The sequence below is a fragment of the Sorangium sp. So ce1153 genome (assembly GCF_051521595.1).
GTDB lineage: Bacteria > Myxococcota_A > Polyangia > Polyangiales > Polyangiaceae > Sorangium.
Genome location: NZ_CP150361.1, coordinates 13,976,889 through 13,991,649 on the forward strand (window position 1 = coordinate 13,976,889; position 14,761 = coordinate 13,991,649).

Consider the following 14,761-nt stretch of genomic DNA (forward strand, 5'->3'; position numbering starts at 1 on the left):
GAAAGCATTCGGCCGCCCGGCGTCGAGGGGTGGCGCCCTCGCGCGTGACGGTCGCGACCCAACGAGCGTAGCAAGCAGCATGCCCCACACAAGCTCGGCAGAGCGTCGCGCATTCGGGCGCCGCGCGCGCCCGCCGTGAAGCTGCGTTCACGTCGGCATGTGGCCCGCGCGCGCGTCGGTACGCGGCGATCCGCCTCGTGAGGCCGCTCCGTCAGCGTGAGGTCGCTCCGGCGCGGTGCGCTCGCCTCCTGCGTGAGTTCGCCTCCTTCTCGGGCCACGCGGGGGGCTACGGAGGAGGGAGCGGCGGCCGGCCACGCGGGGAATGCGAGGAATGGAGCGACGCGGCACCGATGGAGCGGCGCGGCGCGGACGCTCTGGGGCGCGCAAGGGAACCCGTGCTACCGTTCCGCCGACTTCCGGGCGGCCACCTCCGAACGAGGGTACCCGGCAGGCTCGTGCCTGGGGGCCAGCCGTTCGCGAGGACACGGGGACCGGTCGAGCAGATGGATGTCACCTGCGAGCGTTGCAGCACCGAGTACGAGTTCGACGACGCGCTCGTGTCGGAGCGCGGCACGACGGTCAAGTGCACGAACTGCGGCTACCAGTTCAAGGTGCGCCGCACCGATGGCACCCTCCCCGAGCGGTGGGTGGTGCGCACCCTCGGCGGCAGGGAGCTCGAGTTCAGGATGCTCCGGGAGCTCCAGGCGGCGATCTCCCAGGGCCAGATCACCCGCGACGACGTGATCTCGCGCGGCAACGCGAGGCCGCGCCGGCTCGGGTCGATCGCGGAGCTGGAGCCGTTCTTCAAGGGTCCTGGCAGCATGGTCATGGCCGGGACCGCGCTCGGCATCGGCGGGCCCTCGCCGGTGCCTGGCCGCTCGAGGTCGCTGACGCCCCAGGGGCTCGGCGGGCCAGCGCCGTCGCAGACCGAAGGCTCGGTCGCGATCCCGCTCCCGCGGGCGGAGGGCAGCGTGGAGGCCGGTCCGGAGTCCGTCCACGAAGCCGAGACGGTCGTGAGGGACGTGCGTGAGGTCCAGTCGGCCAGGGAGCGGCCGTCGCCGCGTCGCGCGACGATGCCCGCCGTCTACGAGCCCGACGCCGGCGCGCCTGCCCGGGCGATGCTCAAGCCGAACGCGCTGCCCGGGGTCGTGGTGCCGCCCGAAGAGGCGCCGCCGCTGCCGGACGGGCACCCCGCGCGGCGGCCGGAGCCGCGGACGCTCCGGGGCGCCGGCGTCGCCGAGGCGCGCCACGGCGGGCTCAAGCCCGTGGACGCAGGCGCTGAATCGCAGGGGCGAGCTTCCGGGCTCGCTCCGTTGCGGCTCCCGAACAGCGTCCCGCCGCCGCGCATCGATGCCGCGGCGGCGCCCGCTGGCGACAGCCCCGGAGAGGACGGCCCGCTGGCGAGGCGCGGCGGTCCCGCGCGCCTCGCCAGCGGTGAGCGCGTGGCGCGGCGAGCGGAGCCGCCGGCAGAGCCCGAGGGGCGACCCTCCTATGTCGACGATGCGGACGGGGACACGCGGATCACCTCGCTGCCGACGAGGAGGACCGGGATCGCCCGGTGGGCCGTCGGCCTCATCGTCGTCGGTCTCCTGGTGGTGAGCGTGGCGACGCTCGGACCGAAGTACCTGAAGCCTGCCGTTCAAGCGCGGCCGGAGACGAGCGACAATCGGGTCCCGACCCTGCTCGCGGAGGGCGAGCGGAGCCTGGCGGAGGGGGACCTCGACACGGCGAGGGAAAAGCTCGTCAAGGCGAGCGCGCTCGCCGAGGACGACCCGCGCGTCGCCGCCGGGCTGGCGCGGCTCGAGACGGTGAACGCGGACATGCGGTGGCTCAGGCTGCACCTGCTCGCCGCGGACGACCCGGATCAGGAAACGATGCGGCCCGAGCTGCAGGTCGCGCTCGACCGCGCCCGCAAGGCGCTCGAGCACGCGCAGCGCGTCGCGCCCGCGGACGTGGAGGTGAAGCGCGCGGCCATCGACCTGCTCCGCATGGAGGGGAATGTCGCCTCCGCGCGGAGCCTGGTCGGCACGATCTCGGCCGAGAGCGCGCAGCCGGAGAACTCCTTGACGCTGGCCGCGCTCGATCTCGCGGAGCCCAACCCGAGCTGGGCCGCGGTGGTCGAGCGGCTCCGGGCGGCGGCGAGCAGCGAGCAGAGCCCCGGCCGGGCGCGGGCGTTCCTCGTCTATGCGCTCGCGCGGTCCGGCGATCTCGCCGCGGCGCGGGCCGAGGACGAGCGCCTGCTCGCGATGAGCCGGCCGCACCCGCTCGCGCGCCCGCTCAAGGCCTTCATCGAGCGGCTCGAGAAGGCGCCCGGCAAGCCGGACGGCGGCGTCGACCCGGCTCCGAGCGCGCGCCCCGAGGGCCCTCCGGCGGGCGCTCCTGGCGCGAGCCCCTCGACAACGCCGGTCGCGCCCGGGCCGGTCCGCCGCGCGCCGGAGCCGGAACACGAGCGGGTGCCAGACGACTACGTCGCCCCGGGCGGTACCATCGACACGAGCGATCTCCCCGGCGTGCGGCCGCCGCCTACCGCCTCGCCGGGCGCGCCGGCGCCCGACATCGACACCTCCGATCTGCCTGGGGTCAAGCATGAGTGAGCAGCGGGCTCGGCGACGAAGGTGGACCGGCGTCGGCGCCCTCGCGGTGGCGGCGTCGATGGCAGGCTGCACCGGGAGAGAGCGGTCGACGGCGTCGCTGCCGGCGCCCAGCGCCGGGCACCTCGAGGAGCCGGCGGTCATCGAGCTCGATCTCTCGCGGGGGCTGCCCGAGAGCGCCTCGGCGTCGCTCTTCGGCCCGCCGAGCCGCAGGACGCACGCGCAACTCGTGCAGTCGTTGCGGTCGCTGTCCGAGGCCGAGAGCGCGAAGGGCTTCCTCGTGCGGCTCGGGAGCACGCGCCTCGCGTTCGCGCGCGCCCACGAGATCGGCCGGATCCTCGGCGAAGCTCGCAAGGCGGGGCGGCCGGTCGTCTGTCACGCGGACGAGTACAACAACGCGACGATGCTGCTGGCGGCCGCTGGCTGCAGCAAGCTCTGGCTCAGCCAGGCCGGACAGGTCGACACGGTGGGGATCGCGGCGCAGCTGGTGTTCGCGAAGGGGCTCCTCGACAAGCTCAACGTGGACGTCGACTTCCTCCAGGTGGGGAAGTTCAAGGGCGCGAGCGAGCCGTTCACGCGGGAAGGGGCGAGCCCCGAGGCGCGCCAGTCGCTCGAGTCGGCGCTCGGCGGGCTGCGCGAGGCGTGGCTATCGGCCATCGTGGAGGGGCGCGGCAAGCAGGAGCTCCGCGAGGCGGTCGAGGACGGCCCGTTCGCGCCGGACGAGGCGAAGGCGAGGGGGCTGGTCGACGAGCTCGGCGATCTCGAGTCCGCGCTCGAGGATGCGAAGAAGCTCGCCGGCACCGAGCTCTCCGTGCCGCGGTTCGGCGGCGGCGATCGCGACGCGAGCCTCTCGCGGAGCCTCGTGGACGTGTTCCGCTCGGTCTCCGGGGCGAGCACCCTGGGCACGCCGCACGTGACGGTGGTCCCGGCGATCGGCGGCATCACGATGACCGCGAGCGGCGTGCCGCTGGGCTCGTCGGACGGGATCGGCGAGCGCGAGCTCGGGCGGGTGATCACGCGCCTCACCAAGGATGCGAGCACCAAGGCGGTCGTGCTCCGGATCGACTCGCCCGGCGGGTCCGCGCTGGCGTCGGATCTGCTCTGGCAGAAGCTGATGCGGCTGCGAAAGGAGAAGCCGCTGGTCGTCTCGATCGGCGGCATGGCGGCGAGCGGCGGCTACTACCTCGCCTGCGCCGGCGACAAGATCGTCGCCGAGCCGACGAGCATCATCGGCTCGATCGGCGTCGTCGGCGGCAAGTTCGCCGTCGGCAGGGCGCTCGCGGACATCGGGATCAACGCCGAGACCGTCGCCGCCAACCCGGATCCGCAGCGCGCAGCGCGCGCCGCGTACATGTCGGCGCTCACGCCCTGGGACGAGCCCACCCGAGCCCGCGTGCTCGCCTCCATGGAGTCGGTCTACGACCTGTTCCTGAAGCGCATCACGGCGGGGCGGAATCTCCCGGTGGAGACGATCGCGCCGTCGGCCGAGGGGCGTATCTTCGGCGGGGTCGAGGCCAAGGGGCGCTCGCTCGTCGATGAGCTCGGCGGACTGGAGCGGGCGATAGCGCTGGCGCGCGAGCTGGCGAAGCTGCCGGAGGATGCGCCGGTCGAGATCGAGCAGGACGACGGCGGGCTGCTCGAGCTCCTGGCCACCGGCGATGAGGGCGGCGAGGGCGAGGCGCGGACCCCCGAGCGCCCGGCGCTCAAGGAGCGCGCGCGGGAGGCGGTGGCGGGCGCCCTCCTGCCGGAGTGGCTCAGCGTCGCGCCCGAGGTCGGGACCTTCGCCGCCTCGATGGCGCCTCTTCTGGCCGGAGAGAGGGCGCTGACGGTGTTACCGTTCGCGGTGACGCTCCGGTAAGCGGAGATTGCGCCGGAAGTTTGGCCTTGTACCTCGGTCGTTCTGGTAGGCTCAGCCTTCTCAGCCTACCCGAAGCGGGTCGCCGAAATGAGCTCATCACCTCCGGATCGGGCAGCATCAGCGTCGGGCGTGCGGAGGACGCTTCAGACGCCGGAGCTGATGGAGCCTGCGGGGCCCGCCTCTGCAGGGCAGCTGCTCATCGGAGCGAGCCGGTCGGTCGCGCCGGTGTCGCGCCACCGCGGCCCCCGGGCTGAAGAGGCCTACTGGCGCGCGCGCGTGGACGAGCGCCGCGCCGCCGGGGACGCGCAAGGCGAGCGCGAGGCGGCCCTCTCCCTCGCGCGGATCCTGGCGGCGCGCGGCGTCGAGCTCGACAGGGCCACGGCGCTGGCCCGTCGAGCGCTCTCGCTGGGCGACGACCCGGCGATGAGGAGCGAGCTGGCCGGCTGGCTGGCGGGGCTGGGCGAGCCGGCCCTGGCCTCCGCGGCGCTGCGCGGGCTCCGCGACGACGCGCAGCCGCCCGGCGCGACGGCGCGGCTGCTGGTGAAGATCGCCGTGCTCCTCGCGCGCGCGAGCGACGTCGCGGGCGCGGTCGACGCCCTCGAGGAGGCCAGCGAGCTCGCCCCGGACGACGCGATGGCGAGCGAGCTGCTCGGCACGATCTCCGCCTGGGCGTCGGACCAGGTGTTCCCGGAGGCCGCGGCGAAGGCGTACCTCGAGGCTGCCAGGCGGCGCGAGGCGGCGCGGGAGCGGGAGGCGGCGTTCGAGGATCGCCTGCGCGCCTTCGAGATCGCCCCTCACGACGACATGGCCGCCAAGGGCATGGCCGCCGCGCTGTTCGTGCGCAGCAGGCACGGCGCCGCCGACGAGGTGCTCCGGACGCACGCCGACGCGCTCGCGGCGCGGGCGTCCAGCGGCGGGGGCGAGGCTGCGGGCGCCTCCTTCCTGCAGCGCGCGAAGGAGGTCCACGGCCACCGGCTGCAGGGCGCGACGAACGAGGGCGACTGGGCGCGCGCCGTCGGCTGCGTGCTCGACGCGGGCCTCGACGCGCAGGTCGATGGCGACGCTGCCGGCGCGATCGACGAGGTGCTCGAGCAGGCGGGGCTCTACGAGCTCGTGGCCGCGCGGCTCGAGATCCGGTCCGAGCAGCGGGTCGGGGCGCCGAGGGCAGAGGCGTACGCGGCGCTGGCGCGGCTCTATGCGGGCCCGCTCGCGAGCCCCGATCGCGCCGTGGAGGCCTGGATCGAGGCCGCGGCGAGCGACTCCAGCAGCGCGGCGGCGCGCTCCGCGCTGCGCGAGCACGCGGCGACCCTGCACGACATGGCGCCCCTCGTCGAGGCGCTCATCCGCATCGGCGAGGGCTCGGACGCGAGGGCGCGCGACGACGCGGCGGGGCGGATCGATGCGCTCTCGGAGCTCGCGCGGCTCGCGGAGGAGAAGATCGGCGACCCCGGCCTCGCGCGGTGGGCGCTCGAGGCGCTGAAGAAGGCCGGCGGCGACCCGGAGCACGCCGCGGCGGGGCTCCAGCGGATCGCCGAGCGGCTCAAGGTGCAGGACGAGGCGCTCGCCGCCGCGCAGGGCGCGCTCCGCGGCGCGGACACCGCCGAGGGGCGGATCGACGCGCTTCGCCGGCTGGTCGTGATCTACCGGGGGCGCCCGGACGAGCGCGCCGCCTACGAGGAGGCGCTCGTGGGCCTCTCGCGGGCGCTGCCGACCGACCGCGGCTGCCTGCTGGCGCTCGACCGGCTGAGCCGCCGGACCGGAGGGGGCGCCGCGCTCGACGCCCTGCTGCGCGCGCGGCTGGCCGACGCCGCGCGGATGGAGGCCGAGGGCGCGCGCTCCGCGACGTCCGCGGCGATCCGCGCGTCGTCTCTGACGCGGGTCGAGCTGGCGCGCGTACGCCTCCTGCTGTCGGCGATCGCCCGGCGGCAGGGCCAGGACGCCCGCGCCCTCGACGAGGTGCTGCCGCTGCTCAGCGACGCGCCAGGCCACCGCGGCGCGGCCAGCGCCGCGCTCGTGCTGGCGACGCGGACCGGGCGTCAGCGCGAGCGCGCCGACGCGATCGTGCAGCTCGCGGCGCCGGTCTGGCCGGCGCTGCGCGCCGTGCTCCTCTCGCTCGCCGCGGCGATCTACGAGCGGGTGGGCGCGGCGCAGCTCTCGCGCGAGGTCGCGGTGCTCGCCTGCGAGGCCGATCCATCGTGCACGCGCGCCGTGGCCACGCTCGCCTCCATCCTCACGGCAGAGCTCGCCCGCGCTGCGGAGTCCGGCGAGGCGCCTCCCTTCGAGGTGGACCGCTCGATCGCCTCTGCGATCGAGCGCTCCATCACCGCGGTGTTCCCGCGCGGCGCGCTCTGCGACGGCCTCGCGAGGGCGCTCGAGGCGCTCGGCGAGCTGCCGCTCGCGCTCGCGTGGACCCAGCGCTGGCTCGCGCTGCGGCCCGGGAGCCCCCAGGCGACCGCGGAGCTCATCCGTCGCGCCGCGGTCGCCGGCGACGCGGCCCGGCTCTCGGACGCGCTCGCGTGGATCCTGGCGCAGCCCAAGCCGCTCGGCGAGATGGCGGCGTCGCTCGCGAGCGCCCTGCACGCGCTCTACGATCTCGATCCCGCGCGCGGCACGGCGCTGGCGAGGCGCTCGCTCGACGTCTTCGGCCCCCAGAACCCGCTGCTGCGCGAGCGGCTCCTCGAGCTCGCGCGCCGCGCCGGCGATCCTCACCTCGCGGTGACCGTGCTGGAGCGCTGGCTCGCCGTCGAGATCACGGCGTCGCATGCCGCCGAGCTCATGTTCATGCTCGCCGACTGCCGCCTCGACGGCGGCGACCCCGACGGGGCGGCGCAGGAGCTCGCGCGCGCCGCCGCTGCGGAGGCCGACCCCCAGGAGGTCCTCGCGCGGGTCCAGCGCGTCGAGGCGTCGCTGCTCGACGCGAAGGGGCTCAGCTCCGACGGCGAGATCGCGCTGGCCGAGGCGAAGGCCCGGGCGTTCACCGCGCAGGGCGCCGACGCGGCGGCGGAGGCCGCGGCCGCGTGGCGCGAGCTAGGCAGCCTGCTCTGGGACCTCGCCGAGGATCAGCGGGGCGCCGAGCGGGCCTTCTTCCAGGCGAGCGAGGTCGCGCCGAGCGGCGGGACCGAGCGCTACGCGCGGGACATGTGCGAGTTCGCCGGCGTCGAGGCGGCGATCGAGGCGATCGTCGCCCGCGCCGCCGAGGTGCGGGGTGACGACGGAGCGCAGCCCGCCGCGGGCGAGAGCAGGTGGTCGGGCGACGTCGGTCCCGAGCGCCGGAGGCGCGCCAACCTGCTCATCGAGGCCGCCAACCTCGCGCACGAGCACGGCCTGCCCGACCGGGCGCTCGCCGCGGCGGCGAGCGCGATCGAGCTCGACCCCCTGCGCGCCGACGCCGTCGCGCTCGTCGAGAAATCGGCGGACGCCGACGGCGGCGTCGCCGTCCTCGACAAGACCTACCGGCTGCTCGCCGACGCGGCCCTGGGCTGCTACGGCCGCCGCGCGGCCCACTACCGCGCCGCGCGGCAGCTGGAGCGGCGCGGCGCCTTCGAGCTCGCGCTCGCGCACGCGGTGGCCAGCTTCGAGGCGGTGCCCACCGAGGGCACCTCGTACGTGCTGCTCGCGCGGCTCGCGGAGCACGTCGGCGAGCCGTCGGAGGCCGTGCGCGCGCTCGAGCGGGTGGCGGCGGCGGCGGACCTCTCGTCGCGCAACGCGTGGCTGAAGCGCGCCGCCGCCCTCACCGGCCGCACCGAGGAGGGCCTCCGGCTGCGCCTCGACATCCTGCTCCGCGCGATGGTCGTGCGCCCCGATCCGGCGATCGTCGAGGACGTCGGCGCGGCCATCCGCGATCTCGTCGAGTGCACCGGGCAGCCGGAGGTCGAGGCGATCCGCTTCGACCGCGCCGTCAAGGCCAGCATCGCGAAGCTCGAGGGCCCCGAGGGGGCTCGCGCGGGGCTCGCGATGGCGCGCATCGCCGTCGAGGTCCTCGACGCGCCCGCGCTCGCCCTGGCCGCGATCGAGCGCGCCATGCTGGCCGACGGCGACGTGGACGAGTTCCTGACGCTCCTCGACATCGTCGGCGAGCTCGCGCGGCAGACGGAGCCGGCGTCGCACCTCATCGCGGCGGTCTATGCCGCGGCGATGAAGCCGCACTCGAGCGTCGGCCCTGGCCTGCTCCGGTGGGCGAGCAAGCTCGCGGACGCGCTCAACGTGCCGCCGGTCGCGGCGGCGCTGCTGGTGGAGGCGGCCCGCCGCGCGCCCGAGGACGACGCGCTCGCGTACGAGGCGGAGGCGGCGGTCGATGCCAGCGGCGACGAGGCGCTGAAGCGCTCTCTGGACGACGCCTTGCCGGTCGCGCGGCGCCTCGAGGCGCTGCTGCACCTCGCCGACAAACACGAGCGCGAGGGACAGCGCGCCGAGGCCACGGTCGCCCTGGAGCGGGCGCTCGCCGGCGGTCAGCTCCAGGGCGACGCGCGCACCGAGATCGTCACCCGGCTCCGGCGGCTGTACGCGGCCGAGGGGCGCGGCGGCGATCTCGAGGCGCTGCTCCAGGCCGAGCTCGCGCGCGTGGATCTCCCGGATGCCGTCCGGCTCGAGATGACGCGCGAGCTCGCCGGCGCCCTCGCGGCCGGCGGCGATCTCCATAACGCGCTGGAGCTCCTCCTCGACGTCACGCAGAGGACCCCGTTCGACAAGGCGCACCTCGACGAGCTCATCCGCCTCGCCCGGCGCACCGACGATCGCCGGCAGCTCTTCGACGTGCTCACGCGCCTCCAGGGCGCCGCCGCCGGCGAAGAGGAGCGGCTGCTCGTGCTGCGCGAGCTCGCGCCGCTCGCCCAGGAGCTCGGAGACCGCGGCGCCGCGGTCGCGCTCTACGAGGCGATCGCCCGGCTCGACCCCACGGACATGCACGCCCTCGAGGTCGTCGAGCAGGACGCGAGCGATCGCGGCGATCACGCCGCGGTCGCCGCGCTCCTCGCGCGCCGCATCGAGGCGGCGCCGCTGCCGGACACGCGGCGCGCGCTGCGGCTCCGGCGCGCGGCCCTGCTCGAGCAGCGCCTCGGCCTGCTCGACGAGGCGTGCGCCGAGCTCGAAGCCCTGCTCGCCGCGTCGCCGGACGACGTGAGCGCGCTGAGGTTCCTCGCCGACATCCATGAGCGGCTCGGCACGCCGCTCCGCGCCGCCCCGCTCTGGTGCAGGCTGGGCGATCTCGCGACGACCACCGACGAGCGGGCCGAGTACAACCTCCGCGCGTGCAGCAGCTACCTCGGCGGCGGGGACGTCGAGTCCGCGAAGGACACCCTGGAGAGCGTCGCGCGCATCGCGCCGCGCGAGGCCGTGATCGAGCTGCGCGTCGAGATCGCCCGCCGCGAGGGGGACGGCCACGCGCTCGCCGCGGCGCTCGATCAGCTCGCCAGCGCGTCGCGCGACGCGCCCGAGCGGCGCGCGCAGCTGCTCGTCGAGGCGGCGCGCGCCACCTCGATGCTCGGCGACGACGCCACGGCGCTCGAGCGCGCGCGCCGCGCCGTGAAGCTCGCCCCTGAGTCTCCCGACGCCGTCCTCGAGGCGCGCCGCATCGAGTATCGCCTGCGCGGGACCGGGACGCCGCGCGACGCGCAGGCCGCCGTGGAGGAGCTCGGGCGCATCGCGCCGCGCCTGCGCCCGGCGCACGTCGATCTGCACGCGTTCCTGCTCGCCGAGACGCTCGACGTCATCCAGGGCCACGGCGCCGGCATGCGCGAGCTGACGCGGCGCCACGCCGAGGTCGGCCCGAGCACGCTGGTCGCGCTCGGCATGGCGGAGCGCCTGGCGCTGAAGCGGAATTTCTCGGCCGCTCTTCCGCTGTTCGAGCGCGCGCTCGGCGGCGATCTGCAGGGCATGCGCGCCCGCGGCCGCGTCGCGCTCGCCGCCGCCGAGACCGCGCAGAACGCCGGCGACCTCGAGGCGGCTGCGCGCCTGCTCGAGGAGGCCGCCGCCGAGCCCGAGACGCGCGCGCTGGCGCTGCGGCGCCAGCTCGAGCTCACGGCGGCTCGCGGCGAGCCCGAGGCCGCCCGGAAGGCGCTCGAGGAGCTGGTCGCGCAGAGCTCGGGGATCGATCGCGCGCGCGCGCTGATGCAGCTCGCGCGCCTGCACGCGGCGAGCGATCCGGATCGTGCAGCGCAGATCCTCGCGCAGGCCACGGTGCTCGCGGGCTCGGATCGCTCGCTGGGGCTGAAGATCGCCGAGCTCAACGCCGAGCTCGCCAGCGAGCGGGCGACCCTGCCGCCCGAGGAAGTGTTCCACGCCGCGCCGCCCCGGGTCATCGTCGCGGACCCCGTCCAGCCGCCAGCGGAAGCTCCTTCCGGCACCTCATCAGCGGCGAGCGGCGCCGCGCCGGCGAGCAGCCGCGCGCCGGCGAGCAGCCGCGCTCCGTCCAGCGCCAGCGCGCCGTCCAGCGCCAGCGCGGCGGCCCCCGGCGGTCCGCACATCGATCTCGTCGAGCTCAATGACCCGCTCGACGAATCGTTGACCGACGACGACGCCGCTCAAGACGTCGCTCCCGGGCTGTCCGACGACGACCTGCTCGATGGGCCGGCCGTCACCCCGGCCCCGCGGGCGCCGGTCCTCAGCGCTGCGTCGGGCAGCGCGGAGGGCGCTGCCGCGCGCGGCGGCACCCCGTCGGGCCGCGCCAGCGCCGGCGCGCAGATCGCCGCGCCTCCGGTCTCTGCGCCGACGTCGGCCCAGCCGCCTTCCTCGGCGACGCGGCTCCTGACGACATGGCCGCCGTCCGCGGCCGAGAGCTTCGAGGAGGCGGCGCTCTTCCGCGAGCTCGCCGCCGGCTCGTACGAGGCTGGCGAGCGGCTCATCAAGAGCTTCGCTCCGCGCGACGATCGCTCTCGCGAGGCGCTGGCGGTCCGCCGGATGCAGGCCCACCTGCGGCTCGGCGATCGGGGCACCCTGGAGCGCCTCCAGGCGGCCGCGATCGCCGACAAGAACATGACCTACGCCCGCGCCATCGAGCACGTGCTGCGCGCCTTCGAGGGCGGCGAGCCGTCCGACCGGCGCAGCGATGGCTTCGTCTCGCCCCCGCTCCTCGCGGCGCAGCGCGACGCGCCGGAGCTCGTGAGCGCCCTGCTCTTCCGCGACCTGGAGTCGCCCGTCAACGAGGCCCTCGCGATCGTCTGGGAGACCGGCCTGTATCGCCGCGACGCGAGCCAGTCCGGGCTCGTCGCCTCCGAGCGGGTCCAGCCGACCTCGCCCACCCTCCTCGGGGAGGTCTACGGTGTCGTGGCCGGTCACCTGGGCCTCCTGCGCACCGCGCTCTTCCACCAGCGCGCTCCCTCGCCTGCGCCATCGTCGCCCGAGGCGCAGGTCGTCCGGGTCAACCCGCCGGCCGTGCAGCTGCGGGGCGAGGTCCGCGAGGACACCCCCGAGCTGCGTTACCTGATCGGCGCCCAGCTGGCCGGGGCCATGCCCGACCACGTCCTGGCGAACACCAGCACCGAGGACGAGCTCCGCACGCTCCTCTCCGCCGTCGTCGCCGCGTTCGGCCCGCTGGAGGCCACCGCGCACAGCACCCGCGGCAACCCGGCCGTGGTGCGGCTGGAGCAGAACCTCTGGCAGCTCATCCCTCCGCGCGCCGAGCGTCGCCTGCGCGAGATCTGCGACAGCGCGGACAAGATGACCTACGAGGGCGCCATGAAGACGACCCGCACGGCGATGCGCCGGGCTGGCCTCTTCGCCGCGGGCAGCGTCGCCACGGCGGTGCGCGCGACGATCAAGGAGCGAGGCCTGGAGCTCGCCGTCCCCCTCTCCGAGCCCGACGGGCTCGCCGCCGCGTGCGCCGCGCACCCCGAGATCGCCGATCTCGTACGCCTCGCGACGCGGATGGAGTACGCCGAAGCGCGATGGCAGCCCGGTACCGTGCCCTCGCTCCGGCGGATCGACACGGCCAGCTCGCGCTTCCGCGCAGGCACGTAGGCGCCGGAGCGCTCGCCGCGCCGACGCCAGCGGCCGCTCGCTCCCCTCTGCCCGCGTGCACCGGGGCGTGGCGAAGATCTTGTCGCATCTCGTCCTACCTTGGCCCTTCCGTGTGCGCGCTCAGGCATCACGCTGCTGCGCCGATCGCGGCCTGGCCGCATCGGTGCTCCGACCTCGACACGACACGGCTGTCACGGCCCCACCTCCGCCTGCGCAGCGCCGTGCCAGCTGGATGCACGTCGCGCGCTGCCCGGAACGCCAGCGGCTGGTTGGCACGAACATCGCCTCCTCTCTCCGGCGTGATTTTCCCCTGCGCCTGCTCGGGTGCGGACCCGTTCGGGCACCGCGCATTACCTTCCTCAGCTCGGCGGCTGCCGGCCGCCAGCGCTTCAGCGGAGCCTCGGCGCTCCCCCACCGCGCGGGGTTGCCGCCGGGCCATGGCCACGCTCTGCACGAGGAGCGTCGCGCGCCCGGAGAGGGGGGCGCTGTGAGCTGGCGACCCGCTGTGCGCGTCGCGCTGCTCGCCTGCCTGTCGGGTTCGGCGGCGTGCAGCATCCCGCTCGAAGCGACGGAGTCCGTCTCCATGAACGCCTGCGACAGCTCGAACGAGTGCGGCGCGGGCGCGACCTGCGCCGATGTCGGCGGACAGCGCGCGTGCGTCTCGACCAGCGCGCACCTGGATGGGCTCATCCTGGAGGTCCGGCCGCGCGCCTCGCGCGCGTTGAGCGCGGAGGTCTCTCACCTCCTCGACCTCGATGTCGGCAGCGGCTTCCCCCCGCACGACGACGCCGGCCAGGTGCGCTTCCTGGATCTCGGGATCCCCGCGCCCGCGCGCGTGAACGCCACGGCGCGCCTCGGCGGGGTTTACTGCGGCCGCTTCGCCGGCGCGCAGTTCCCGGTGCGGGTCGAGTTCCGGCGCGTCGCGCCCGTCCTGGGCCTGCCCACGCAGAGCTACTCGACGGCCTCGGAGCCGGACGTCGATCCGGAAGCGGCGATGGGAGACGAGGCGGAGAGCACCATCGGCCAGAAGTTTCAGATCGCGATCCCCACTGGCAACTACGACATCTACCTGGTTCCGCAGCCATACCTGGACTGCAGCGACGACGTCCCCCCGCCGATCCTCATGCCGAACCAGCTCATCCCCGAGCAGTGGAACCTCGGCATCAATGCCGACGAGCCCGCCGTGCTGCAAGGCAGCCTGCAGGTGCCGCAGGGCGTGCGCGTCGACGGGTGGAAGCTCGACCTCGTCGACCAGCTGACCGGCAGGGTCATCTCCCAGTTCGACGTCCTCGCTCAAGGTGAGCTCCAGCAGCCGGGGACTCCGACGCAGGTCGAGTTCAGCGTGAAGTACTACTGGACCGACAAGGAGAAGAGCCCGCTCATCCGGTTGCGTCCGAACGACGGCGATCCGCGGCCGACGGTCTACTGGGAGCTCGCCTCGGTAGCGCTCCAGGGGTCCACGGGGAACCTGAGCCTCTCGCTCCTCCAGCTCGACGCCGCCGCGCGCCGCGTGGAGGGACAAACGGTCGACGCGAAGGGCAACCCGGTGCTCTCTGCCGTCCGCATCCAGAGCGCGGATATCGACAGGGCGCCGACCGCCGCCTACAAGCTGGACACCGAGACGGACGCGAACGGCCTTTTCCGGGCCGATCTCCCGCCCGGCGAGTACGTCATCTTCGCGCGGCCGATCAACGACACGACCAAGGCGACGGCCAGGCAGTCGCTCAAGTTTCCCGCCGGCGACGACTGCTTCTGCGGCCAGTCGGTCCTCATCCCGGAGGCCGGGACGCTGCGCGGCCGCGTCCAGGGGCCGCTCGGCGAGCTGATGGATGGCGCGACGGTGCTCGCGGTCCCCTCCGTCGGCGAGGACACGCCCTACCTCGGCCAGGTGCTGAAGCCCGAGCCGCTGCCGCCTCGGCAGGCGTCCGGGGTCCTGCGCAAGGGCTCGTTCTCCCTCGGCGCCGACCCAGGGGAGTTCGATTTCTCGGTCCGGCCGAGGCCGGGCTCCACCTATCCGTGGCTCGTCAGGCCGCGCCTCGCGGTCTCGGCGACGGACGCCGCGGTCACCGAGCTCGATCTGGCCGTGCCCTACCCGGCCGTGCTCCAGGGCAGCGTTCGCGACGAGTCGGGCGCCCCGCTCGGCGACGCCGCGGTGGTGGCGTGGCTCCCGGTCGAGAGCAAGACCGCGCAGGAGCCGGTGACGGCGGTCATCCAGATCGGCGAGACCCGGTCGAAGCCCGACGGCTCCTACGTCCTGCCGCTCCCCCCGTCGACGTCCCGGTGAAGTCGGAGCGAAAAAGGGCGGTACCAGCTCAGCGCGGAGCGCGATAGGCTAGCGCCCGTGGCGCAGCCGACGCGC

The 14,761-nt window shown here is 75.2% G+C and carries 4 protein-coding genes; all 4 read left to right on the forward strand.

The window, feature by feature from the left end:
* Positions 1–503 precede the first annotated feature (503 nt).
* The 4 genes from WME85_RS50905 to WME85_RS50920 all read left to right on the forward strand — a co-directional run bounded on the left by WME85_RS50905 (position 504) and on the right by WME85_RS50920 (position 14,686).
* Positions 504–2,594, forward strand: coding sequence for a zinc-ribbon domain-containing protein (locus WME85_RS50905; RefSeq protein WP_437832810.1), 2,091 nt, complete (start codon positions 504–506; stop codon positions 2,592–2,594).
* A 58-nt stretch (positions 2,595–2,652) separates the two neighbouring features.
* The gene (locus tag WME85_RS50910; protein WP_437832812.1) at positions 2,653–4,449 is read left to right on the forward strand and encodes a S49 family peptidase; all 1,797 of its coding nucleotides are present in this window, start codon (positions 2,653–2,655) and stop codon (positions 4,447–4,449) included.
* Between the two features lie 129 nt (positions 4,450–4,578).
* A complete protein-coding gene (locus WME85_RS50915) occupies positions 4,579–12,402 on the forward strand; it encodes a hypothetical protein (RefSeq protein WP_437832813.1) in 7,824 nt (2,607 codons plus the stop codon).
* Between the two features lie 487 nt (positions 12,403–12,889).
* Complete coding sequence (locus WME85_RS50920; protein WP_437832814.1) at positions 12,890–14,686, forward strand: carboxypeptidase-like regulatory domain-containing protein; 1,797 nt, start codon at positions 12,890–12,892, stop codon at positions 14,684–14,686.
* Positions 14,687–14,761: the final 75 nt, after the last annotated feature.

Coding starts and splice junctions, on each gene's coding strand:
- WME85_RS50910 (WP_437832812.1), top strand. CDS start 2,653: ATGGCAGGCTGCACCGGGAGAGAGCGGTCGACGGCGTCGCTGCCGGCG.
- WME85_RS50905 (WP_437832810.1), top strand. CDS start 504: ATGGATGTCACCTGCGAGCGTTGCAGCACCGAGTACGAGTTCGACGAC.